General features: G+C 63.7%; 22 protein-coding genes. 14 read left to right on the top strand and 8 right to left on the bottom strand.

The annotated features are described in order from the left end of the window. Positions 1-92: 92 nt before the first annotated feature. The 4 genes from rpoD to Q8O80_RS13000 all read left to right on the top strand — a co-directional run bounded on the left by rpoD (position 93) and on the right by Q8O80_RS13000 (position 3089). Complete coding sequence (gene rpoD / locus Q8O80_RS13015) at positions 93-2159, top strand: RNA polymerase sigma factor RpoD (RefSeq protein ID WP_371136195.1); 2067 nt, start codon at positions 93-95, stop codon at positions 2157-2159. A gap of 12 nt (positions 2160-2171) precedes the next feature. Beyond that, positions 2172-2462: a DUF2442 domain-containing protein gene (locus tag Q8O80_RS13010; protein WP_305579876.1), complete on the top strand. Its 291-nt coding sequence runs from the start codon at positions 2172-2174 to the stop codon at positions 2460-2462. A gap of 25 nt (positions 2463-2487) precedes the next feature. Beyond that, the gene (locus Q8O80_RS13005) at positions 2488-2778 is read left to right on the top strand and encodes an HlyU family transcriptional regulator (protein WP_305579875.1); all 291 of its coding nucleotides are present in this window, start codon (positions 2488-2490) and stop codon (positions 2776-2778) included. Between the two features lie 89 nt (positions 2779-2867). Then, a complete protein-coding gene (locus Q8O80_RS13000) occupies positions 2868-3089 on the top strand; it encodes a hypothetical protein (protein WP_305579874.1) in 222 nt (73 codons plus the stop codon). Here the strand turns inward: Q8O80_RS13000 and Q8O80_RS12995 are convergent. From Q8O80_RS12995 to Q8O80_RS12980, 4 genes are all read right to left on the bottom strand, one after another. Further along, entirely contained in the window at positions 3070-4125 is a 1056-nt protein-coding gene (locus Q8O80_RS12995; RefSeq protein ID WP_305579873.1) for an Atu2307/SP_0267 family LLM class monooxygenase, read from the bottom strand. The two genes, Q8O80_RS13000 and Q8O80_RS12995, sit on opposite strands and share 20 nt — an antisense overlap. A gap of 87 nt (positions 4126-4212) precedes the next feature. Then, the gene (locus Q8O80_RS12990) at positions 4213-4902 is read right to left on the bottom strand and encodes a tellurite resistance TerB family protein (protein ID WP_305579872.1); all 690 of its coding nucleotides are present in this window, start codon (positions 4900-4902) and stop codon (positions 4213-4215) included. Between the two features lie 163 nt (positions 4903-5065). Further along, positions 5066-5455 (bottom strand): hypothetical protein, encoded by a 390-nt coding sequence (locus Q8O80_RS12985; RefSeq protein ID WP_305579871.1) that lies wholly within the window; start codon positions 5453-5455, stop codon positions 5066-5068. A gap of 283 nt (positions 5456-5738) precedes the next feature. Next, a complete protein-coding gene (locus tag Q8O80_RS12980; RefSeq protein WP_305579870.1) occupies positions 5739-7874 on the bottom strand; it encodes an OmpA family protein in 2136 nt (711 codons plus the stop codon). 252 nt (positions 7875-8126) lie between these two features. On the opposite strand from Q8O80_RS12980, the gene Q8O80_RS12975 reads away from it, so the two are divergent. Next, the gene (locus Q8O80_RS12975) at positions 8127-8549 is read left to right on the top strand and encodes a secondary thiamine-phosphate synthase enzyme YjbQ (protein WP_305579869.1); all 423 of its coding nucleotides are present in this window, start codon (positions 8127-8129) and stop codon (positions 8547-8549) included. After that, positions 8549-9373 (top strand): sulfite exporter TauE/SafE family protein, encoded by an 825-nt coding sequence (locus Q8O80_RS12970; RefSeq protein ID WP_305579868.1) that lies wholly within the window; start codon positions 8549-8551, stop codon positions 9371-9373. Before Q8O80_RS12975 ends, Q8O80_RS12970 begins: the two co-directional genes overlap by 1 nt. Positions 9374-9452: 79 nt before the next feature. On the opposite strand, the gene Q8O80_RS12965 is transcribed toward Q8O80_RS12970, so the two are convergent. Then, on the bottom strand, positions 9453-10172 hold the full coding sequence (locus Q8O80_RS12965) for an SIMPL domain-containing protein (protein WP_305579867.1): 720 nt from the start codon (positions 10170-10172) through the stop codon (positions 9453-9455). Positions 10173-10383: 211 nt separating this feature from the next. Between Q8O80_RS12965 and Q8O80_RS12960 the strand changes: the two genes are divergently transcribed. From Q8O80_RS12960 to Q8O80_RS12925, 8 genes are all read left to right on the top strand, one after another. After that, the gene (locus Q8O80_RS12960; protein ID WP_371136193.1) at positions 10384-11526 is read left to right on the top strand and encodes a fumarylacetoacetate hydrolase family protein; all 1143 of its coding nucleotides are present in this window, start codon (positions 10384-10386) and stop codon (positions 11524-11526) included. 23 nt (positions 11527-11549) lie between these two features. Further along, positions 11550-12989, top strand: a complete 1440-nt coding sequence (locus Q8O80_RS12955) for an aldehyde dehydrogenase family protein (RefSeq protein WP_305579865.1) — start codon at positions 11550-11552, stop codon at positions 12987-12989. Between the two features lie 162 nt (positions 12990-13151). Next, entirely contained in the window at positions 13152-14318 is a 1167-nt protein-coding gene (locus Q8O80_RS12950) for an ROK family transcriptional regulator (RefSeq protein WP_305579864.1), read from the top strand. Next, positions 14315-15118 carry an ATP-binding cassette domain-containing protein gene (locus Q8O80_RS12945; RefSeq protein ID WP_305579863.1) on the top strand — a complete coding sequence of 268 codons (804 nt, stop codon included), beginning with the start codon at positions 14315-14317 and terminating at the stop codon, positions 15116-15118. The genes Q8O80_RS12950 and Q8O80_RS12945 overlap by 4 nt, the downstream gene beginning before the upstream one ends. A 5-nt stretch (positions 15119-15123) precedes the next feature. Next, a complete protein-coding gene (locus Q8O80_RS12940) occupies positions 15124-16155 on the top strand; it encodes a sugar ABC transporter substrate-binding protein (protein ID WP_371136196.1) in 1032 nt (343 codons plus the stop codon). A gap of 66 nt (positions 16156-16221) precedes the next feature. Then, entirely contained in the window at positions 16222-17217 is a 996-nt protein-coding gene (locus Q8O80_RS12935; RefSeq protein ID WP_305579861.1) for an ABC transporter permease, read from the top strand. A 2-nt stretch (positions 17218-17219) separates the two neighbouring features. Then, the gene (locus tag Q8O80_RS12930) at positions 17220-17996 is read left to right on the top strand and encodes an SDR family NAD(P)-dependent oxidoreductase (RefSeq protein WP_305579884.1); all 777 of its coding nucleotides are present in this window, start codon (positions 17220-17222) and stop codon (positions 17994-17996) included. Between the two features lie 122 nt (positions 17997-18118). After that, a complete protein-coding gene (locus tag Q8O80_RS12925) occupies positions 18119-19744 on the top strand; it encodes an MFS transporter (protein ID WP_305579860.1) in 1626 nt (541 codons plus the stop codon). Positions 19745-19811: 67 nt separating this feature from the next. On the opposite strand, the gene phoB is transcribed toward Q8O80_RS12925, so the two are convergent. The 3 genes from phoB to pstB all read right to left on the bottom strand — a co-directional run bounded on the left by phoB (position 19812) and on the right by pstB (position 22158). Next, the gene (phoB, locus tag Q8O80_RS12920) at positions 19812-20513 is read right to left on the bottom strand and encodes a phosphate regulon transcriptional regulator PhoB (protein WP_305579859.1); all 702 of its coding nucleotides are present in this window, start codon (positions 20511-20513) and stop codon (positions 19812-19814) included. A gap of 122 nt (positions 20514-20635) precedes the next feature. Next, positions 20636-21346 (bottom strand): phosphate signaling complex protein PhoU, encoded by a 711-nt coding sequence (gene phoU, locus Q8O80_RS12915; RefSeq protein ID WP_305579858.1) that lies wholly within the window; start codon positions 21344-21346, stop codon positions 20636-20638. 29 nt (positions 21347-21375) lie between these two features. After that, the gene (gene pstB / locus Q8O80_RS12910) at positions 21376-22158 is read right to left on the bottom strand and encodes a phosphate ABC transporter ATP-binding protein PstB (RefSeq protein ID WP_305579857.1); all 783 of its coding nucleotides are present in this window, start codon (positions 22156-22158) and stop codon (positions 21376-21378) included. Between the last annotated feature and the right edge of the window lie 43 nt (positions 22159-22201).

The following is a 22201-nucleotide window of genomic DNA, read 5'->3' as shown; positions in this document are numbered from 1 at the left end:
CCTTGGTGACCGAACCTTTACCTTGCTTTGAGGTGTCACCACTTAAAGCCTTATTCGGGCCCGAGCGCAGACGGGTGCCGACGGAGTACCAGATGGCCACCAAGGCAGCTACCAAAACCACCAAGGACAACGAGAAGCCGGAATCCGGCGCCCCTGAGGCGACGATGAATGACAGCCCGCTGCTCGACGTCAACGACGCCGCCGTCAAAAAGCTCATCAAGGTCGCCAAGAAGCGCGGCTATGTGACTTATGAAGAACTGAACGCAGTGATGCCCTCGGACGAGGTCAGCTCCGAACAGATCGAAGACTTCATGAGCATGTTCTCGGACATGGGCATCAATGTCGTCGACGAGGACGAGGTCGAAGAGACCGAAGTCGAAAAGGACGAAGAGGACCAGGGCCAGGAAGTGGCGCCGGCCACCGGCACCGCTGTCGCCAGCACCTCCAACGCCAAGTCCGGCTCTGACCGTACCGATGACCCGGTGCGGATGTATCTGCGCGAAATGGGCTCGGTGGAACTGCTCAGCCGCGAGGGCGAAATCGCCATCGCCAAGCGCATCGAGGCCGGTCGCGAGACCATGATCGAAGGGCTGTGCGAAAGCCCGCTGACCTTCCAGGCCATCATCATCTGGCGCGACCAGCTCGCTGAAGGCGAAATTCTGCTGCGCGACATCATTGATCTCGAAGCGACCTATGCCGGCCCTGACGCCAAGCAGGCCGCACCGGCGCCCGACATGGCCAGCCTGATCGCCCCCAAGACGGTGGAATCGGCTGCCGAGCGGATCAAGGCGCAGACGCCGCGCCGCTCGACCAATGAGAATGGCGAATATGTGCCCGACGAGCCCAAGGCTCCGGAAGATCCGGCACCCGATGACGATGATGACGAGTTCGAGAACGCGCTGTCGCTGTCGGCAATGGAAGCCGAACTGAAGCCGCAGGTCGTCGAGACATTTGACCGGATCGCCACGGCCTATGGCAAGATGCGCCAGATCCAGGATCGCAATGCGCAGGATCTGAGTGCGAAAGTCAGCGATGCCGACCGCAAGAAGATTGACGGTTTCCGCGCCGAAGTGATCGCCGACGTGAAGTCGCTGGCGCTCAACAATGGCCGTATCGAAAATCTGGTCGAGCAGCTCTACGACATCAACAAGCGCCTGGTGAAGCTTGAGGGCCGTCTGCTGCGCCTGGCCGAGAGCTATGGCGTCAAGCGCGAGAAGTTCCTCGAGAGCTATTACGGCCAGGAAGTGAACCCGGCCTGGGAAGCCAATCTGGCCGAATTCGATGGCAAGGGCTGGGGCGAGTTCGCCAAGCGCGAAGCCGACACGATCCGCGAAATCCGCGGCGACGTGGCGACGCTGGCGACCGAGGCGGGCCTGAATATCGGCGAATACCGCCGCATCGTGCACAAGGTGCAAAAGGGCGAGCGGGAAGCCGCGATCGCCAAGAAGGAAATGGTCGAGGCCAATCTGCGCCTGGTGATTTCCATTGCCAAGAAGTACACCAATCGCGGGTTGCAGTTCCTCGATCTGATCCAGGAAGGCAATATCGGCCTGATGAAGGCCGTCGATAAATTCGAATATCGCCGCGGCTACAAGTTCTCGACCTATGCGACGTGGTGGATCCGTCAGGCCATCACCCGCTCGATCGCCGACCAGGCGCGCACCATCCGTATTCCGGTGCACATGATCGAGACGATCAACAAGATTGTCCGCACCAGCCGGCAGATGCTGCATGAAATCGGCCGCGAACCGACCCCCGAGGAGCTCAGCGAAAAGCTGCAGATGCCCTTGGACAAGGTGCGCAAGGTGCTCAAGATCGCCAAGGAGCCAATCAGCCTCGAAACGCCGATCGGCGACGAGGAAGATTCCAACCTGGGCGATTTCATCCAGGACGTGAACGCGATCCAGCCGATCGATGCGGCGATCCAGAGCAATCTGCGCGAAACCACGACCCGGGTGCTGGCGTCGCTGACGCCGCGCGAGGAACGCGTGCTGCGCATGCGCTTTGGTATCGGCATGAACACTGACCATACGCTCGAAGAAGTGGGCCAGCAGTTCTCGGTGACGCGCGAGCGCATTCGCCAGATTGAGGCCAAGGCCCTGCGCAAGCTCAAGCATCCGAGCCGGAGCCGGAAGCTGCGGAGCTTCCTCGACAATTAGGAGCGGCTGGGTATGGCCGTTGCGCGGCTCAAGGTAACGGCCATAAGGGCCATCGTGCCGTTCAAGCTGGTGGTGAGTTTTTCAGACGAGTCTTCGGGCACGTTTGATGCCGCCAGCATGATCGGGGAGCGCGGCGAGGGCACGGAACCGTTGCGGGATCGACGGTTTTTTGCTTCGGTCGAACTGGCCAATGGCGTGCCGACCTGGCCGAACCACTTTGATATCTCGCCGGCCTGGCTGCGCGAGGAAATGGAAAAACGCGGCGAATTACGATTGCCGTTGCCGGTCCGCCGCAGGCGCTGAATCGGCCGCAAGAGGAGACGAAGCCATGTCGTTCTGGAAAAGCCTGTTTGGTGGTGGCGCGGTCGACGCCGCGCCCGCCGGTGACAAGGTGCTGGGCGAAGAGGCCTATAAGGGCTTTGCGATCAAGGCCATCGAAATGAAGGCCGGCAGCGAATTGCAGCTCGCCGGCACCATCGAGAAGACCATCGACGGGGTGCTCAAGACCCATCGCTTCGTTCGGGCCGACCGGATGAGCTCGCGCGACGACCTGACTGCCCTGGCGCTGTCCAAGGGCAAGCAGATCATTGACGAGCAGGGCGAGAAGATTTTCAGCTAGTTTCGACAAACAGAATTATCGGTGCAGCCGGGGCGCCTGCGGACCGAGAGGGTTCGCGGGGCCATGCTGCCGCATAGGAGTATAAAACCATGGCCAGGAAACCCACCGCGCGCAGCGAATTCGTGATGTTTGACGTGTTCTATGTCGATGGCAGCCAGCGTTCCAACCGCAAGGTCGATGCGGCCCTGCTGGGGGGCCTGGACGGGGACGAACCCGCCAAGGCCGCGATTGAAGAGCAGGACCGCCTGATCTCGGAGAAGTCGGGCATGCCGCCGCTCGAGATCAAGACCCTCAAGCGCTCGGGGAAGTAGTCCCCAGCGCCTTGTCGATGGCCGGCTTTACCACCGTTCCATAAAGCTCGATGGCCTGCATGACCTTGGCGTGCGGCAGGGTGCCGACGCTGAGCTGCAGGCCGAAGCGGTCATGGCGGAACCATTCGTGCTGGGCCAGGATCTTGTCGATAATCTCCTGCGGCGAGCCCATGAAATAGGCGCCTTCGGGCGTCGAGCTGGCGTCGAACTGGCTGCGGCTGGTCGGCGGCCAGCCGCGCTCCTTGCCGATGCGGTTCATGGCCGCACTATGGGCCGGATAGGCCAGGTCGCGCGCGTCCTGGCTGTCGGCGGCGATGAAGCCATGTGAACTGATGCCGACCGGCAGGGTCTTGGGGTCGCGCCCGACCTTGGTTGCGGTCTCACGATAGAATTGGACCAGTGGGGCGAACTGGCGTGGCTGGCCGCCGATGATGGCGATCATCAGGGGCAGGCCATGATAGGCGGCGCGGGCCACCGAATTGGGGGTGCCGCCAACCGCGATCCACAGCGGGATGGGTTGCTGCACCGGCACCGGATAGAGCGCAATGCCGGCAATGGGCTTGGTGTGCTGGCCACCGGGCCAATTTATCGGGCCGCCCTGGCGCAGCTTGAGCAGCAGTTCGAGCTTTTCCTCGAACAGGCTGTCGTAGTCATTCAGATCGAGCCCGAACAGCGGAAAGCTCTCCACGAAGGAGCCGCGTCCGGCCATGATTTCGGCGCGGCCCTGGCTGAGATTGTCGAGCGTGGCGAACTGCTGGTAGACGCGGATCGGATCATCCGAACTCAGCACGGTGACCGCCGTGGAGAGGCGGATGGATTTGGTGCGCGCCGCGGCGGCGGCCAGAATGGTGACCGGCGCGGAGGCGGTATAGTCAGGGCGGTGGTGCTCGCCCAGGCCGTAGAAGGACAGGCCAAGCTGGTCCGCCAGCTCGATCTCCTCGAGCAGGTCGCTCAGCCGTTCGGCGGGGCTCTGCAAGGCGCCGCCATTGAGCGGGTCGGGGGTGTTTTCCGCGAAGGAATAAAGGCCGAGTTCCATCTGGTCGCTCCTGGTTGGCCGACAGATGAACCCTGCCGGGCGAACGATCAAGAACGCACAGCGATGTAACCGCGCGGCGGTGCCGGCTCAAACGTTGCTGGACGAGGGGGTATAGGCAAAGGAGTTGGCGGCAGCCGGTGCCGGCTCCGGGGCGCGTTCGCCCGCTGCCTTGTGGATTTCGCCGACCAGCGCGGGATCGAGTTTGAGCCTGGTGGCCAGGACATCGAGATAGGCGCGCTCGGAAGCGGTATCGGCCGAGATGGCGACCAGCGAGGCCGCGTAGATCTCGGTGGCATGGGCGGGGGTATCAGCGCGCGCCACGACAGCATTGATATCGAGCGGGGTCGAGAGTTCATCAAAGACCCAGGCTTTTTCCTCGGCCGACAGGTTCATCGTCTCCAGCCTGCCAAAGATGGCTTCCTTCTCGTCGGCATCGATACGGCCATCGGCCTTGGCAGCGGCGATCATGGCGCGGACCAGGGTCTTGCCCAGTTGTTCCTGGCTGGTGGCGTCACTCGCGGGCGGGATGAACGCATCGCGCGGGGGCGTGTCCGCGGCACCATCGGGCTGGTTGTTCTGATAATTCTGCCAGGCATTGTAGGCGAGCCCGCCGACAGCCGCCACGGCGCCGAGCTTGACGGCGTTGCCGGCGAGCTTGCCCAGACCGCCACCGCTCAGCAGCATGCCGGCAGCCATACCGGCGGCGCCGGTCATCGCCGTGCGCCGGGTATCAGGATCGTTCTGAAGCGCATTGAGGATCTGGTCGATATTGAACATGGTGGCTCCCTTGGTGCTGGCTGGGGATGTGGGTAGCAAAAACGCTCAGTGCAAGAGGCCGGTTTGTCCGGCAAAGCGCCTGGACAAACAAAGACCCCGGCGGGGCGACCGGGGCCTTCATTGCAGCCTGGTGGAGGTTCCAGGACTGCTGCCGACAGCAGGATTACTGAGCCGGTGCGGCGGGAGTGGCCGGGGCTTCAGTGGTCGTGCTGTTGGCAGGGTCAGCCGCCGGGGCCGGTGCTTCGGCTGCCGGAGCGGTTTCGGTCGCTGGTGCAGCATCGGTCATCGGAGCCGCTTCAGGCGCCATGGCCGGAGCTTCAGTCATCGGCGCAGGGGCCGTGGCTGGATCGGCCGGAGCCTCGATCGCTGGCGCGGTGTTCACATCGCCCGTGGTGGCTGGGCCTGAATTGGCGGAGAATACAAGGTAGCCGATGGCCAGCAGGGCCAAGGCGACGATAATGCCAACAAACCAGCCCGTGCCATTGCTTTCACGCGTATAGACGGTGCGGTTGCCATCATTGGTATAGACAGTGTCGCGTTCGGGAGTAGCCATAGTCGTAATCCTTTGTTCGAACCTATGGCTGAAGAACGCGCGTATTTTGATTTTGTTCCCGAATACGTGATCACAGTTTTCAAAAGATTTTGTTATCCGGTGCTGCGGTCTGGGCGGGAGACCGGCAATTGATCGCTGTTGCCGCGTGCCGGGTCGCCAGTAAGCACGCTGGACCCTGTTGTCGCTGATTTGCCGCCCGTGTCGGGGGGGCAAGGCCAGATACTGTCTGAACAGCAACAGGCCGGGCACAGTGGCCCGGCCTGTTGTCTGGATTGCAGTCGCCTTATTTGTTGGCGACGGTGATCAGCGGCGTGATGCGGCGGATGGTAACGCGACGGTTTTCGCGTTCTGCCGACTCGGTGCGGATCTTGAGATAACGTTCGCCATAGCCCTGGGTAGCCAGGTTTTCCGGCGGCACGTCGTAGAAGTCGGTCAGGATGCGCGCCACAGTGGCAGCGCGCAGATCGGACAGCTGCAGGTTGGAGATTTCCGAGCCCACCGCGTCGGTATGACCTTCGATGAGGAAGGTTTCGCCGGGGTTGCGGTCGAGCAGCTGCAGCATGGCATTGGCGACATTGGACAGGGCACCAACCTGGTCACGGCTGATGGTGGCGGCGCCGGTGTCGAATGTCAGACCGCCCACTTCGAGCTTGCGCACGCTGTCGCGAACGCGGGCCGACCGCTTGACCTCGTCGATGGAATAGAGCCGGGCAACCTGCTCAACCGGTGGCTGGCTGAAGAAGACCTGGACTTCATTCTCGTCGGCATATTCAGCATCCAGCACGTAGTCCTGCACCGGAATGTTCAGGCTGAGCGGGGGCAGGTCACGACCCGGGTCACGCCATACATTGAGGTCGTTGTCATAGCGATCGTCAAAATAGGCGAGCACATATTCGCGGCCATCGGGATCAATGCGCGAGCGACGCAGCACGTCGCCATAGCGATTGCGGACGGTGATGATCTGGCTGCCATCGGGACGGGTGATGGTTTCGCGCACGCGGCCATTGCTCAGGTTTTCGTAGAAGATTTCGTCTTCCTGGGCATTGTAGAAGCGGTCGGTATCCTGGCCGATCGAGTTGACGATCAGCTGCGAGCCGATCTGCAGGATCACCTGGGTGATGGCCTGACCCGGATCGAGAGGCTGCAGAACGCCGGTACCGGCCGCCTGGCCAGTCGCCACGTCAGCCGCCTGTTCGGTGATGACGTTGTTCTGCTGCTGGCCGATCGTGGCGCCGGTATTGTCGATATTGGTGGTGTTGTTATTGGTGACGGTGGTCTGGTTGATGATCGTCACGTTCTGAGGCGTCGTTGGCTCCTCAAGGGCTGCAGCCTCAACCATCAGGCCTTCCTCGGCGGTGACGGCCTGGATTTCCATGGCCTCGAAGCGGGCCTGCGAGCTGGCATCGTCGGTCGGTGCCGGTTCTGCAGCGACTTCAGGCGCCGGCTGAGCCGATGCCTCGCCCTCTACCGGCGCTTCGGGATCCTTGGCGCTGTCGAGCACGGGGGCGACCTGCTCCTCGGTCACGCCTTCGGGCAGGGCTTCGACCTGTTCCACAGGCTGTTCCATATTGGGGACGGCCGGCAGTTCCAGGCCATAATTGGCCAGGCATGCGGTAACGTCAGCCACGCCAGCCTGGGCGCACAGATCAGCGATGGCCTGCTGGGCAGCAGCCATCTGGGCCTGGGCGGCAGCCTGGTCGCCACCGGCCATCATGTCGGCGATGGCGGCGTTGTAGAGATCGACCTGGACCTGCAGCTCGGCGCTGATGTCCATGGTGGGCGTAGCAGCTGGCGTTGCCTCTTCAGCCGGAGCGGGCTCAGCAATTGGTGCGGGTTCTTCAGCGGGGGCTGGTTCTGCAGCGGGTGCTGGCTCTTCTTCTGCAGTGGCTGCTGGTTCGGCAACCGGAGCAGGTTCTTCAACCGGAGCGGCCTCTTCTGCAACGGGCGCAGCTTCGGCCTCTGGTGCGGGCTCGGCTACGGGTTCAGGCGCGGGCTCTGCTACGGGTTCAGGCGCGGCTTCGGGCTCGGGCGCAATTTCGGCGGCAGGCTCGGGGGCTGCCTCAGGGGCAGGCTCGGCAGCCGGTGCTGCTTCCTCTACGGGTGCAGCTTCTTCCTCTGCGGGCGCAGCTTCAGCCGGCGCGGGTTCTGCAGGTGCCGGGGCAGCCGGTTCAGCCGCGACGGCGGCATTGGCCTCGACTGCCGCGATGCACTCCTCGATGCTGACATAGCCGGCAACGATACAGGCCTCGGTGAAGGTGCCCTCGGCAACAGCAAGGGCGGCGGCGTCGCCTGATGCCTGTGCAGTTGTATAGGCCTGATAGGCAGCGACAAGGTCACCGTCCTGGGCACGGGCGGTCATCGGCAGCATGGCCATCAGGCCGATGCTGGTGCCGGTAAGAAGCCAGTTTCTAAGGCGCATTGTTTTTTCCTTTAAGTCGATTGGCGATTGGGCCAAGCATCGCGGTGGCAGTGTGAATGCAGTCTGAATGGATTCAGTGCACTGCGATGTGATGTGACAATCCCGCAAGGCCAGAACGCCTGGGGTTTGCCATGGTTCCCTGCCCTGGCGCGTCATCACAGGCGCGGCGATAGTGGCGCGAATGCGGCATGCCGAACGAATTGGCTTGTGGTTGCGCTGTTGAGGCGGGCGTTCCCGTGCTAGGCCCAAGGGATGCAGCAAGCCATCGACACCATCATCATTTCCACCCAGGGCCAGGGACTGTACGAATTTACCCGTGCGGTGCAGGACTTCGTCAGCGCCGCTGACGTGGCAACCGGACTGCTGACCCTGTTTGTCCGGCACACCTCCTGCTCACTGCTGATCCAGGAAAACGCCGACGACGACGTCAAGACCGATCTTGACGGGTTCTTTGCGCGCCTGGTGCCGGAGGGCATGGACTGGCTGGTGCATACCACCGAGGGCGCAGACGACATGCCGGCCCATATCCGGGCAGCGCTGACGCAGACCTCGATCGGCGTGCCGGTCAGTCATGGGGCACCGGTGCTGGGCAACTGGCAGGGGATTTATCTTTATGAGCACCGCCGCCGACCCCATCGGCGCGAGGTGGTGCTACACCTTATTGGAGACCGATAGTGGATCTGGTGGCGCAATACTGGCCGTTCGTGGTGGGGCTGATGATCACGGGTGTATGCTCGGGCGTTGCGGCGGGACTGCTGGGCATTGGCGGCGGGGCGATCATCGTGCCGGCGCTGGCGACGGCCCTGTCGGCCATGGGCTATGATTCGGAGCTGGTGCAGCATGTGGCGGTGGGCACCTCGCTGGCGATCATCATTCCGACCGGCGTGGTCAGCGCGCGCTCGCACTACAAGCGCGGTTCGCTCGACAGTGCCGCGCTCAAGCTGTGGCTGCCGTTTATCGTGGCGGGGACGTTCATCGGCGGGCTGATGGCCGGCCTGTTCTCGGGCGACGTGCTGCGCATCGTGTTTGCGGTGATGGCTTTCATGATCGCCGGCAATATCGTGTTCGGCTTCCAGACCCGGCTGATGGGCCATCTGCATGGTTCGGCCCTTACGCACCGGATTTCGGCCAGCGTGGTCGGCTTTATCTCGGCGCTGATGGGGATCGGGGGCGGTTCGCTGACGGTGCCGACGCTGGTGGCGTTTGGCGCCACCATGCACACGGCCGTGGGCACCTCAGCGGCCATCGGGGTCGCCATTGCCGTATCGGGCACGCTGGGATTTGTGATTTCGGGCTGGGGCGTGGCCGGCCTGCCGCCGCTCAGCCTGGGCTATGTCAATCTGGTGGCGCTGCTGCTGGTGGCGGTGCTGGCGGCGCTGTGCGCGCCGCTGGGCGCGGCGCTGGCACACAAGCTGGACCAGAAGACGCTGAAATATGTCTTCGCGGGATTTCTGGTGCTGGTCGGCCTGAACATGCTGTGGAAGGTGCTGGCCGGATAAGGAGGGTTGGTGGGGACGGATTGACTACGGAGGACCGTCCCCACCGCCCAAGCCCCCTCAATGAGGGGTATTGGAACGTTTATTTCGTGCCGTCGTCCAGGTCCCACTGGACCTTGACGTTGATGGCAAAGCTCAACTCGCCGGCTTCGACCGGTACCGGTGAACCCGCGGCCATCTCGGCTCGCGCATACATGGGGTATGGCTGCGGCTCATTGAAGCCCTGGGTCTCGGAAATCGAGACAATATCGTCCAGCGTGCCGCCGGCGGCTTCGGCGTAGAGCGCGGCCTTGGCGCTGGCGTCGGCAAAGGCGGCCTTGCGCGCCTGGTTGTAGAGTTCGCCCGGATCGGCCACCGAGAAGCTGACGCCGTTGACGGTATTGGCGCCCACGGTCACCGATTTATCGAGAATGGTGCCCAGGGCATCGAGCTGGCGCACCTTGACGGTGACGGTGTTGCTGACCTGATAGCCATTGATCTTGGGCGGCAAGGTATAGCCATTGGCGTCGCGCTGCTCGGAATAGACATAGTTGGGATTGACCGAGAACCCCGAGGTCTGGATGTCGCGTGCCTCGATGCCGGCCTCCTTGAGGGTCGCGATCAGTTCGGCCATGGCAGCGGTATTGGCGTCGAGCGCCTCACGCGCGGTGGCGCCCTGGCTGGTGACGCCCGAATTGATCATCGCCATGTCCGGCGCCGCAGCAACTTCGCCCCGGCCTTCAATGGTGATCGTTCCGGCCAGGGCGGGCAGGGTCAGCCCGGTGAGCAGGGCGAAGGGAATGAGGGCAGCGAGGTGACGCATTGAATAACTCCGTGAGTTGATCGCGGGGACTAATCCCCATCCATTGCGTCAGTATTACGGCACGGATGAACCTGGGTTGAACGGCGCTGTGGATGAAGCGTTCACGATACGCCTTCTTATAAGTATGATTTATTGCCACGCTGCGCTTGCATGGTGCAGCACGGCTGGGGTAGTCACTGCGCTAGTATTTCAAGGCAGCAAGATGAGCGACATGGATTATCCGGACGGCATTCTGGTGGGTCGGGCGCGCGTGCCGGGCCATGATCACCCGCGCATTGTGACGGTACGCGATGGCGACCTGTTCGACATCACGGCCAAGGGACTGGCCACGGTGCGCGACATTGCCGAGAGCGGCCGGGCGGCAGAGCATGTGCGCAGCGCGCCGGGCGTGTCGCTGGGCTCGGCCCAGGCCGTGCTGGCCAATAGCGTGGCGGCCGATCATGATGCCAGCGTGCCGAGCCTGCTGTCGCCGATCGACCTGCAGGCCATCAAGGCTTCAGGGGTGACCTTTGTGGTGTCGCTGCTCGAACGGGTCATCGAGGAGCAGGCGCGGGGCGACAAGTCGCGTGCTGATGCACTGCGCAGCGAAATCCTCGACCTGATCGGCATGGATCTCAGCGAGCTGGTGCCGGGGTCGGATGCGGCCGTCAAGGTCAAGGCGGCGCTGATGGAAAAGGGCGTGTGGAGCCAGTATCTCGAAGTGGGGATCGGGCCGGACGCGGAAATTTTCACCAAGGGCCAGCCGATGAGCGCGGTGGGCTATGGCGCCGAAGTGGGGTTGCACCCGAGCTCGAGCTGGAACAATCCCGAGCCCGAAGTGGCGCTGCTGGTGACCAGTGCGGGGGCCATTATTGGCGCCACGCTCGGCAATGACGTCAATCTGCGCGACGTGGAAGGCCGCTCGGCACTGCTGCTGGGCAAGGCCAAGGACAATAATGCCTCGGCTTCACTGGGGCCGTTCGTGCGGCTGTTCGACGGCGATTTCACCCTGGAAACCATCAAGCAGTCCGAGATTGCGCTGCGGGTGGAAGGCGAAGACGGCTTTGTGCTCGAGGGCCATTCCTCGATGAGCCAGATCTCGCGCACCCCGGAATCGCTGGTGGCCGCGACGCTGGGCGCGCATCATCAATATCCCGACGGGCTGGTGCTGTATCTGGGCACCATGTTTGCGCCGGTGCAGGATCGTGGCGGCGCCGGCATGGGCTTTACCCACAAGCTCGGTGACGTCGTCTCAATCTCGACATCCAGTCTGGGTACCCTGTCCAACACAGTGAACCTCTCCACCAAATGCCCGCCCTGGACCTATGGCAGCAGCCATCTGCTGCGCGACCTGGCCAAGGCAGATCTCCTTTAGTCTCCTCCCGAAAGGCACCAAAAATGGCTGAAATTTACAAGAACCTCATCAATGGGGAATGGGTTGGCGGCGACGGCGTCGAGAACATCAACCCCTCCAATATCAGCGAAGTGGTCGGCGTTTACGCGCGGGGCACCGTCGAAGACACCAAGCAGGCCATTGCCGCTGCCAAGGCGGCGTTTCCGGCCTGGTCGCGCTCGGGCATTCTCGAACGCCATGCCATCCTGTCCAAGACCGCCCAGGAAATCCTGGCACGCAAGGCCGAACTGGGTGAACTGCTGAGCCGGGAAGAGGGCAAGACCCTGCCGGAAGGCATTGGTGAAGTGACCCGTGCGGCGCAGATCTTCGACTTTTTTGCCGGAGAAGTCCTGCGGCTGGCCGGCGAAGTGCTGCCATCGGTCCGGCCCGGCGTGGGCGTGGAGATCACCCGCGAGCCGATCGGGGTGATCGGCATCATCACGCCGTGGAATTTCCCGATTGCCATTCCCGCCTGGAAGATGGCGCCAGCCCTGGCCTATGGCAATACGGTGGTGATCAAGCCGGCCGACCTGGTGCCGGGGTCAACCTGGGCGATTGTCGACATTCTGCATCGCGCCGGCCTGCCGCATGGCGTGGTCAATCTGGTGATGGGCAAGGGCTCGGTCGTCGGCCAGACCATGCTGGACAGCAAGGACGTCAATGCCATCAGCTTTACCGGCTCGGTGGGCACAGGCAAGCGCGTGGCCACAGCCTCGATCGAGGTGGGCCGCAAGTTCCAGCTGGAAATGGGCGGCAAGAACCCGACCGTGGTGCTGGACGACGCCGACCTCAAGGTGGCGGTGGAAAGCGTGGCGCAGTCGGCCTTCTTCTCGACCGGCCAGCGCTGCACGGCATCGTCCCGGGTGATCGTGACCGAGGGCATTCACGATGCTTTCGTCGACGCGCTGTGCGAGCGCACCAAGAATCTGCGGGTGGGTGATGCCCTGGCCAAGGATACCGAAATCGGCCCCGTGGTCGATCCGGGCCAGCTCAAGCAGGATATGGACTATATCGCCATTGGCCAGGCCGAAGGCGCCACCCTGCGGGTGGGCGGCAATCGGGTGAACGCACCGACAGAAGGCTATTTCCTGCAGCCGACGCTGTTCACCGAAGCGACCAACCAGATGCGCATCAGCCGTGAAGAGATTTTTGGCCCCGTGGCCTCGGTCATTCGCGTCAAGAACTATGAAGAAGCGCTGGCGACGGCCAATGACACCGAGTTCGGCCTGTCGGCCGGCATCGTCACCACCTCGCTGAAATATGCGACGCACTTCAAGCGCAATGCCGAAGCCGGCATGGTGATGGTCAATGTGCCGACAGCGGGCGTGGACTTCCACGTGCCGTTTGGCGGTCGCAAGGGCTCCAGCTATGGCCCGCGCGAGCAGGGCAAGTATGCGGCCGAGTTCTTCACCGTGGTCAAGACAGCCTATACCGCTGCCGGCTAAGCCATATCGGCCGCTAACACATTCCGGACGGCCCCTGGCGCAAGCCAGGGGCCGTTTGGTTCTGGGCAGGGCCCGGCCGATCGCGGTGCAACTCTATTTTTGAATTCCAATTGACATAATAAATAGGCACTGCCACTCTCATGCCTATTGAGAGGGCAGAGCATGGTATTGCGCGGTACCAATCAGGAGCAGGCCCGGCCGTATAACCGGCGGATCGTGCTCGAATGCATCCGCAATGGCGGCCCGGCGACGCGGGGCGACATCGCCGCCCGGGTAGGGCTGACGGTGCAGACCGTCTCAACCATCGTGCGCGAGCTGGAAGAACAGAATTACCTGCTGTCGGTGCGCGAGGCGCCCAAGGGGCGTGGCCTGCCGCCGACCACGCTGCGCCTTAACCCGGATGGCGGCTATGCCGTGGGCGTTTCCATTACGCCGCTGGGCGTTGAGGCGGCGCTGATGAACCTGGCCGGCGACATGCTGGGCCGCGCCGCGCGCAGCCATGCCCATGCCAGTCCCAACGAGGCCTTTGCCCTGATCGGTGAACTGGTGGCCGAGATGCGGGCGTTGCGGCAGGACGGGCGCATCCTGGGGGTGGGCCTGGCCATGCCGGGCCCGTTCGACGTGCAATCAATGAGCTTTGTCGGGCCGACGACGCTGGATGGCTGGGCCGGGGTGCCGGTGCGGGCGCGGCTGGAAGAAGTGAGCAAGCTGCCCGCCTTCATCGCCGCCGATACAGTGGCGGCGGCGCTGGGCGTGCGGCTCTATGGCGAGGGCGCCGGGATCGGGCAGTTCTACTATCTGCATTTCGGCGTCGGCCTGGGTGGCACGATGATGCAGGACGGCGTGCCGGTGCGTGGCGCCTGGGGCAATGCCGGTGAAGTCGGCCATATTCCGCTGATGCCGGGCGGGCGCCTTTGTCCCTGTGGCAATGCGGGGTGCCTCGAGCGCTACCTGTCGCTGGACGCTTTCAGCAACCGCCCGGACGGTCAAAGCCAGGCGGACTGGGTGGCCGAGGTCACGCCGATCTTTCACAGCGCCATCCAGACCATCGAAAACCTGTTCGACCCGCAAACCATCGTGCTCGGCGGAATCGCACCGGGCGCGCTGATCACCCAGCTGGTGGCGACAACCGCCGTTCTGCCCAGCTCGATTTCAGCTCGCTATGACCGCACCACGCCGCGCGTCATCGCCTCGACCGGGCGCCAGTCGGTGATGCGGGGGGCGGCGGCCCTGGCGGTCTCCGGCGTCCTGTCGCCCCGGCAGGAGATCAGGTCTTCCCCCGATCGCGCGCCGAAGCGCGACCCCTTTTCGAACGGAATGGCAGCATGAGCGAGCCCCTTCTCGTCCTCGACAATATCACCAAGAGTTACGGGGCCGTGCAGGCCTTGCGCGGCGTGTCGTTCTCCATCGGCAAGGGCGAGGTCATTGCCCTGCTCGGTGACAACGGCGCGGGCAAATCGACCCTGGTCAAGATCATCTCGGGCGGGCTGGACGCCAGCTCCGGCAGCATGCGCTTTGAAGGCAAGCCCTTCGCGCCGAAATCGCCATCGGAGGCGAAGGCTGCCGGCATTGAGACGGTCTACCAGGACCTGTCGCTGTGCACCAATGTCGACGTCGTGGCCAATTTCTTCATGGGGCGCGAACTGACGCGGTCGTTTCTGGGCATCAAGGTGCTCGATGAACCGCGCATGGAAGAGCAGGTGGCCAAGGCCATGGCCACGGCCGGCACGCGCATTCCCTCGCTGCGCAGCAAGGTGGAGCACCTGTCGGGCGGCCAGCGCCAGGCCATCGAGCTCAACCGCTTCGTGCACTGGGGCGGCAAGCTGGTGCTGCTGGACGAGCCTTTTGCGGCACTGGGCGTGGAACAGACCAAGCGCGGACTGGAGATGATCCGCCAGGTGGCGGCGCAGGGGATCGGTGTGGTGATCATTACCCATATCATGCAGCAGGCCTTCCAGGTGGCAGACCGCATGGTCGTCATCCGCCAGGGCGTGGTGGCGGGCGATGTGCCGACCAAGCAGACAAACGCGGACGCAGTGATCGGCATGATCACGGGCGAAACCCTCACCGGGACCGGACCGGTAGGGGGCGTGACGGAGGGATCCGGTGCACAGGAGCGAAACGAATGAAGTACATGTTGCAATGGGGCATGGTTCTTCTGGCCGGCGCTGCCGGGATGGTGAACCCCGCCTATTCCCAGGAAAAGGGAACCGTCTATTACATGGTCCCGACCCTGCTCGACGAATTCCAGACCGGTTCGGTCAGCGCGCTCGAAATGTTCCTCGAGCAGGTCGGCTATGAGATGACCACGCTGAATGCAGACAACAAGACCGATCTGCAGCAGAGCCAGATGAATGACGTGATCACACTCGCGCCCAAGGCGATCATCCTGGCCGCGGTGGACTTCAACGCGCTGGCACCATCGGTGGAGGCGGCCCGCGCCGCCGGCATTCCGGTGATCGAATTCGACCGCCAGATCTCCTCGACCATGTCGGACTTCACCTCGGTGGCCGGCACGGTGGAGATCGGCTATGTGGCGGCCGAACAGGTCGAGCGCCTGCTGACCGAGAAGAACGGTGCGGTCAAGGGCAAGGTTCTGCAAGTGCTGGGCGACCCCGGCGACCCCTATACGCTCGACATCCAGATGGGGTTCGAGGAAAAGATGGCGGCCTTCCCGGACGTCATCATCATCAGCCAGCCGGCGATGATGTGGGAGGCCAGTAATGCGGGGACGATCGTCTCCGACCAACTGCTGGCCAATCCGGACATCGATATCGTGTTCAGCCATGCCGCTCATCTGTCGGTGGCCGCGGTGGCTTCACTGGAATCGGCCGGCAAGCAGCCCGGCGATGTCTATGTGATGAGCTCCAATGGAGCGCCGGTGGCGCTGCAGATGATCCGCGACGGCTGGATGCAGGTGGAAGTGGAGCAGCCGCTCTATGCCCAGGCGGCGGCCGTGGCCATGTTCATGGACAAGATCGTGGCCAAGCAGCCGATCGAGCCGGGTGAATATGACGTGCTCGGGCTGAAATCGGTGGTGACCAATGAAGAATGGGGTCCGACCATCAAGATCCCCGGCGCTGCCATCACGGCGGACAATGTCGGCGACGCGGCCTTCTGGGGCAATCTGCAGCCGCCCACCGAAGCCGTGACGCCGGTTCCCTAACCAGCAATGCCCCTTCCGCCACTGGCGGGAGGGGTCTGGTCCCGCCGCTTTTTGCGAGAAATGACGATGACGCCCCAATCCCGCCGCGTGCTCGAAGTCGTGCTCGACAACCTGGTCTGGTTCATGCTGCTGGCGGTGCTGGCGATCTTTTCGGCGACCATCCCGAACTATTTCCAGCCGGGTATCTTCGCCAATATCATCGAGCAATCCACCGTGCTGGGGGTGATGTCGATCGGCCTGGCGCTGGTGATCATTGCCGGGCACATGGACCTGTCGGTGGAATCGGTGGCGGCGCTGAGCGCCATGGCCGCCAGCATGGTGTTCGCCTCCTCGGGCATTGGCATGGGGGTCGAGCTGACGCCGGGCTGGCTGGTGGTGCCGGCCTCGCTGGCGCTGAGCCTTGCCGTCGGGGCGGCGGTCGGGCTGCTCAACGGCTATCTTGTCGTCAAGATCAAGATGAATGCCTTCATTGTCACGCTGTCGAGTTTCATCTGGGTGCGCGGGCTGGTGGTGGCGCTGTCGGGCGGCCGCTCGGCGCAGAACCTGGCCGACGAGCTGCGCTGGCTGGCGATCCAGCGCTTTTTGGGCCTGCCGCTGACCGCCTATATCGCCATTGCCTGCTTTGTCGGTTTTTCCTTCATGATGGCCAAGACGCGCTACGGCCGGCACCTGCTGATGATCGGCGGCAATGAGGCGGCCGCCTTCCGCGCCGGCATCAAGGTGGACAAGGTGCTGATGATCGCCTTTCTGCTCTCGGGCATGGTGGCCGCGCTGGCCGGGTGGTTGCTGGCGATCCGCACCTCTGGGGCCACGGCCAATCTGGGTACCGGCATGCTGTTCAATGCCTTTGCCGCAGTGGTGATCGGCGGCATCAGCCTTAAGGGCGGTGTCGGCGCGCTGCCGGGGGTCTATGCCGGTGTGTTGCTGCTGTCGGCGATCAATACGGCGATCAACCTGATGGGCCTGCCGGCGCATTTCACCCAGGTCATCCATGGCCTGCTGGTCCTGGCGGCGGTGCTGCTCGACACGCTCAAACAATCGATCCGGAAGAAACTGGCATGAGCATGACTGGACGCCTGGCAGGCAAGACGGCCCTGGTTATCGGGGCGGCGCGGGGCATCGGCAAGGGCACGGCGAAGCGCTTTGTCGAGGAGGGCGCCAACCTGGTGCTGGCCGATTTCGAGGAAGCGGCTGGGCGCGCCAGTGCCGCCGAGCTGGGCGGCAGTTTCATCCGCACAGACATTGCCCGCTATGCCGATGCCGAAGCGGCAGTGGCGCTGGCCGTGGCCTCCTATGGCCGGCTCGACATCGTGGTGCAGAATGCGGGGATCTATCCCTGGCAGCTGATCGAGGACACGACGCCGGAAGACTGGGACCGGGTGATGGCGGTCAATCTGCGCGGCAGCTTCAATGCGGCCAAGGCGGCGCTGGAGCCGATGCGGGCGCAAAAATATGGGCGAATCCTGTTCACGTCCTCGATCACCGGGCCGCATGTGACCAGCCCCGGGCATGGCCACTATGCTGCGAGCAAGGCGGGGATCAACGGCTTCATCCGCTCGGCGGCGCTGGAATTTTCCGGCTATGGCATCACCGTGAACGGGGTGGAGCCGGGCAATATCCTGACCGAGGCGATGCAAGAGCACCGCGGCCCGGCCTTTATCGCCGATATGGAAAGCGCCATTCCGCTCGGGCGGCTGGGCAGTGCGCGCGATGTCGCCAATGCCTTCCTGTTCCTCGCCTCGGACGAGGCCAGCTACATTACCGGCACCACCATCGTGGTGGATGGCGGCCAGTTGCTGCCCGAGGGCAATGACTTCCGCATCGTACCCAGCGGGGTCTAGACGCGACGCTGCCGGGAGCTGAAGGCAGGCAAGGCGGCCAGCGCCTTGAGCGGCGCGTGGCTTGTCAAAGCGGACGGACTGGCTCAAGACGGGGCGTTGCCACCAGCCGCGCGAGAAACAGCATGCCCGATAGACCGTCCATCCTGGCGCCGTTCAAGCATGAGACCTTCAGGCTGTTGTGGACCGCCACGCTGGTGTCCAATCTGGGGGGGCTGGTGCAGTCGGTGGGTGCCGGCTGGATGATGACGACGCTGACCGACTCGCACAATATGGTGGCACTGGTGCAGGCGTCGACCACGCTGCCCATCATGATCTTTTCCCTGGCTGCCGGCGCCCTGGCCGACAATTTCGATCGCCGCGTGGTGATGCTGATCGCGCAGGGCGGGATGGCGCTGGTGTCGGTGCTGCTGGCGGTGCTGGCCTTCATGAACCTGATGAGTCCCTGGCTGCTGCTGTCGCTCACATTCATGATCGGCGCCGGGACGGCATTGTTCAATCCGTCCTGGCAGGCGTCGATGGGCGATATCGTGCCGCGCAGCGATCTGCCCGGCGCGGTGACGCTGAACGCCATGGGCTTCAACATGATGCGCAGCGTCGGCCCGGCAGTGGGCGGGCTGATCGTGGCGCTGGCAGGCGCCGCAGCGGCGTTTACGCTCAATGCGCTGACCTATCTGCCGCTGATCACCGCGCTGCTGCGCTGGAAGCCGGAGCGGCCCGCCAACCGCCTGCCGCGCGAAGGCTTCGGCAGCGCCATTCTGGCCGGCATCCGCTATGTGTCGCTGTCGCCCAGCCTGACCACGGTGCTGTTCCGCAGCTTCCTGTTCGGGCTGTCCGCCGTTGCGGTTCTGGCGCTGCTGCCCTCGGTGGCGGCCGAATATGTGGGCGGCGGGGCGCTGGCCTATGGCACCCTGCTGGGCTGCTTCGGTCTGGGGGCGATTGGCGGCGCGTTCATCAATGGCCGGGTGCGCGAGCGCTTCAGCAATGAGTGGATTGTGCGGGCGGCCTGTATCGGTTTTGCGCTGAGCTGCGCGGGGTTGGGGTTCAGCCGAGACCTGATCCTGAGCCACGCCGTGCTGGTGCCGGCGGGGGCATGCTGGGTGCTGTCGATGAGCCTGTTCAACGTGTCGATTCAGCTGTCATCGCCCCGCTGGGTGGTGGGCCGGGCGCTGTCGCTCTACCAGACGGCGACGTTTGGCGGCATGGCGATGGGCAGCTGGCTGTGGGGCGTCAGCGCCGACGCGTTCGGGATTGACTGGGCGCTGGCCATGGCCGCGCTGGTACTGGTGTTTTGCGCGCTGGTGGGGTTCATCCTGCCGCTGCGGGAGTTTGAATCGCGCGATCTGGGCCCGCTCAACACCTTCAACGAACCGGTGCTGCGGCTGAACCTGACCCCGCGCAGCGGGCCGATCATGGTGATGGTCGACTATCGCATCGCCCAGGATGACATTCCCAGGTTCCTGGCGCTGATGACCGAGCGACGCAAGGTGCGGCTGCGCGACGGGGCGCGGCAATGGGCCCTGCTGCGCGATCTGGAGCAGCCGGATCTATGGGTGGAAAGCTACCATGTGCCGACCTGGGTGGATTATGTGCGGCACAATCTGCGGCGCACCAAGGCGGATGCAGAGAATTTCTTGGCCTTGCGGACCCTGCACCAGGGCGATGGCCCGCCGCAGGTGCACCGGATGATCGAGCGGCAGACCGTGCCGCTGGCCGACGAGACGCCGCTGCGCAGCGTGCCCGAGGTTTAGAGGCAGGGGCCGGCCCCTCCTAGCCTCCCCCTGAAGGGGGAGGGACAGATCGGCGGGCCCTGAAGGCTCAGGCGACCTGGGCGAAGCGCTCATCGAAGGCATAGCCGGCGCCGCGGACGGTGCGGATGGGGTCGGTTTCGCGACCGCGATTGATGGCGCGGCGGAGGCGGCCGATATGGACGTCGACGGTGCGCTCGTCGACATAGACATCATTGCCCCAGACGCCATCGAGCAGCTGCTCGCGCGAATAGACGCGGCCGGGATGGCGCATCAGATATTCGAGCAGGCGGTATTCGGTGGGGCCAAGATGGACGTCGCGGGCGGCGCGGCGAACGCGGTGGGTGGTGCGGTCGAGTTCGAGATCGCCGACCTTGAGGGCGGCAGTGACCAGATTGGGATTGGCGCGGCGCAGCAGGGCGTGGATACGGGCGATCAGTTCGGGCACCGAGAAGGGCTTGACCACATAGTCGTCGGCACCGGTGGCCAGGCCGCGGACACGCTCTTCCTCTTCACCGCGTGCGGTGAGCATGATGATCGGCACGCGGGCGGTTTGCTCGCGGGCGCGCAGGCGACGGCACATTTCGATGCCGGAGATTTCGGGCAGCATCCAGTCGAGCAGGATCAGATCGGGCAGCTTGTCCTGAATGGCCTGGGCCGCTTCGTCGCCGGTTTCGGCGGTGACGACGCGGAAGCCCTCGGCTTCGAGGTTGTAGCGCAGCAGGATGGCGATATCGCCTTCGTCTTCGACAACGAGAATGGTAGCGGGCATGGGTGCAACCCCGTTTTAGGACAAAGGAAGGCCGGTTTGCCTGGTGAGGCCGGGAAGTGATCCGCGCGCCATCACCATGCTAGCCAACTGGGCCGAAATGTTCCGACGGATCGAAGGTCATGTTACGCCTTGATCTGGGTGCGATGCAGTTCCTGGATATCGCTGGTGAGCTGTTTGCCGGTCTGCAGGTAATAGGCGTGCTCGGCGATGTTGGTGGCGTGGTCGCCAATGCGTTCGAGGTTCTTGGCGCAGAACAGCAAATGGGTGCAGGGCGTGATGTTGCGCGGATCTTCCATCATGTAGGTGAGCAGTTCGCGGAACAGCGAGGTGTACATGGCATCGACTTCGTCGTCGTGGTTGCAGACCTGGATGGCGGCGGCAGCGTTGCGGCTGGAATAGGCGTCCAGCGAATCCTTGATCTGGCGCAGCACCAAGGCCGTCATGTTCTTGACGCCATTGTAGAAGGTGGGTTGCAGGCTCATGCCTTCGAGCTTGAGCGAGCGGCGGGCCAGTTGCTTAGCCATGTCGCCGACGCGTTCGAGGTCGTTGGCGACGTGGATCGAGGTGATGATGGCGCGCAGGTCCGAGGCCATGGGCTGGCGGCGGGCAATCATCGAGACGGCCATGTCGTCGATATTGCGCTGCATGTCGTCAATGCGCTGATCGGCGATGATGGTCAGATCAGCCAGTTCGCGATCCAGCTTGAGCAGGGCCTTGGTGCCGTTCTCGATGGCGAGTTCGACCTGGCCGCCCATCTCGGCGATGGATTGGGCCAGCTGGATCAGCTCGTCGCTATAGGCGGTAACGATATGGTCGGTGCCGGTGGCGGGCATGGCAGTCTCCTCTTATGTCCGTGCGGGGATCAGCCGATACGGCCCATGATGTAGTCCTGGGTCTGCTTGTGCTCGGGGTTGGTGAAGATGTCTTCGGTGACGCCTTCCTCGATCAGCTTGCCCAGATGGAAAAACGCGGTCTTCTGGGAAACCCGGGCGGCCTGCTGCATCGAGTGGGTGACGATGACGATGGTGTAGTTTTCGCGCAGTTCGTCGATCAATTCCTCGATGATGGCGGTGGCGATGGGGTCAAGCGCCGAGCAGGGCTCGTCCATCAGGATGACCTGGGGGCCGACGGCGATGGCGCGGGCGATGCAGAGGCGCTGCTGCTGGCCGCCCGACAGGCTAGTGCCGGGCTCGTTGAGGCGATCCTTGACCTCTTCGAACAGGCCCGCCTTGCGCAGCGAGGAGACCACGATCTCGTCGAGATCGGTCCGCGAGCGGGCGAGGCCGTGGATTTTGGGGCCGTAGGCGACGTTCTCGTAGATCGATTTGGGGAAGGGATTGGGCTTCTGGAACACCATGCCGACGCGGGCGCGCAACTCGACGACATCGAGATTTGGATCATAGACGTCATCGCCATCGAGCTTGATGCTGCCGCCGACCCTGGCGCCCTCGATCGTGTCGTTCATGCGGTTGATGCAGCGCAAGAAGGTCGACTTGCCGCAGCCCGACGGGCCGATAAAGGACGTCACCGCCCGATCGGGAATGTCGATGGAAATGCCGAACAGGGCCTGCTTGTCGCCATAGTGTACGGTGACGTCGCGGGCGGAGAGGCGCGTCTCGCGTTCCAACACGTCTAGGGGGTTCATACTTTGATCCACTGTCTTGGAGGTCAATTTGATCTTTCCGGCA

The sequence above is a fragment of the Devosia sp. genome (genome assembly GCF_030689745.1).
Classification (GTDB): Bacteria; Pseudomonadota; Alphaproteobacteria; order Rhizobiales; family Devosiaceae; genus Devosia; species Devosia alba.
Note: the sequence above shows the minus strand (reverse complement) of the source record. Positions and strands in the feature narration are given on the sequence as shown.

Bases quoted from the DNA above. Each gene is read 5' to 3' on its own strand.
- rpoD (WP_371136195.1), top strand. From the start codon at position 93: ATGGCCACCAAGGCAGCTACCAAAACCACCAAGGACAACGAGAAGCCG.
- Q8O80_RS13010 (WP_305579876.1), top strand. From the start codon at position 2,172: ATGGCCGTTGCGCGGCTCAAGGTAACGGCCATAAGGGCCATCGTGCCG.
- Q8O80_RS13005 (WP_305579875.1), top strand. From the start codon at position 2,488: ATGTCGTTCTGGAAAAGCCTGTTTGGTGGTGGCGCGGTCGACGCCGCG.
- Q8O80_RS13000 (WP_305579874.1), top strand. From the start codon at position 2,868: ATGGCCAGGAAACCCACCGCGCGCAGCGAATTCGTGATGTTTGACGTG.
- Q8O80_RS12995 (WP_305579873.1), bottom strand. From the start codon at position 4,125: ATGGAACTCGGCCTTTATTCCTTCGCGGAAAACACCCCCGACCCGCTC.
- Q8O80_RS12990 (WP_305579872.1), bottom strand. From the start codon at position 4,902: ATGTTCAATATCGACCAGATCCTCAATGCGCTTCAGAACGATCCTGAT.
- Q8O80_RS12985 (WP_305579871.1), bottom strand. From the start codon at position 5,455: ATGGCTACTCCCGAACGCGACACTGTCTATACCAATGATGGCAACCGC.
- Q8O80_RS12980 (WP_305579870.1), bottom strand. From the start codon at position 7,874: ATGCGCCTTAGAAACTGGCTTCTTACCGGCACCAGCATCGGCCTGATG.
- Q8O80_RS12975 (WP_305579869.1), top strand. From the start codon at position 8,127: ATGCAGCAAGCCATCGACACCATCATCATTTCCACCCAGGGCCAGGGA.
- Q8O80_RS12965 (WP_305579867.1), bottom strand. From the start codon at position 10,172: ATGCGTCACCTCGCTGCCCTCATTCCCTTCGCCCTGCTCACCGGGCTG.
- Q8O80_RS12960 (WP_371136193.1), top strand. From the start codon at position 10,384: ATGGATTATCCGGACGGCATTCTGGTGGGTCGGGCGCGCGTGCCGGGC.
- Q8O80_RS12955 (WP_305579865.1), top strand. From the start codon at position 11,550: ATGGCTGAAATTTACAAGAACCTCATCAATGGGGAATGGGTTGGCGGC.
- Q8O80_RS12950 (WP_305579864.1), top strand. From the start codon at position 13,152: ATGGTATTGCGCGGTACCAATCAGGAGCAGGCCCGGCCGTATAACCGG.
- Q8O80_RS12945 (WP_305579863.1), top strand. From the start codon at position 14,315: ATGAGCGAGCCCCTTCTCGTCCTCGACAATATCACCAAGAGTTACGGG.
- Q8O80_RS12940 (WP_371136196.1), top strand. From the start codon at position 15,124: ATGTTGCAATGGGGCATGGTTCTTCTGGCCGGCGCTGCCGGGATGGTG.
- Q8O80_RS12935 (WP_305579861.1), top strand. From the start codon at position 16,222: ATGACGCCCCAATCCCGCCGCGTGCTCGAAGTCGTGCTCGACAACCTG.
- Q8O80_RS12930 (WP_305579884.1), top strand. From the start codon at position 17,220: ATGACTGGACGCCTGGCAGGCAAGACGGCCCTGGTTATCGGGGCGGCG.
- Q8O80_RS12925 (WP_305579860.1), top strand. From the start codon at position 18,119: ATGCCCGATAGACCGTCCATCCTGGCGCCGTTCAAGCATGAGACCTTC.
- phoB (WP_305579859.1), bottom strand. From the start codon at position 20,513: ATGCCCGCTACCATTCTCGTTGTCGAAGACGAAGGCGATATCGCCATC.
- phoU (WP_305579858.1), bottom strand. From the start codon at position 21,346: ATGCCCGCCACCGGCACCGACCATATCGTTACCGCCTATAGCGACGAG.
- pstB (WP_305579857.1), bottom strand. From the start codon at position 22,158: ATGAACCCCCTAGACGTGTTGGAACGCGAGACGCGCCTCTCCGCCCGC.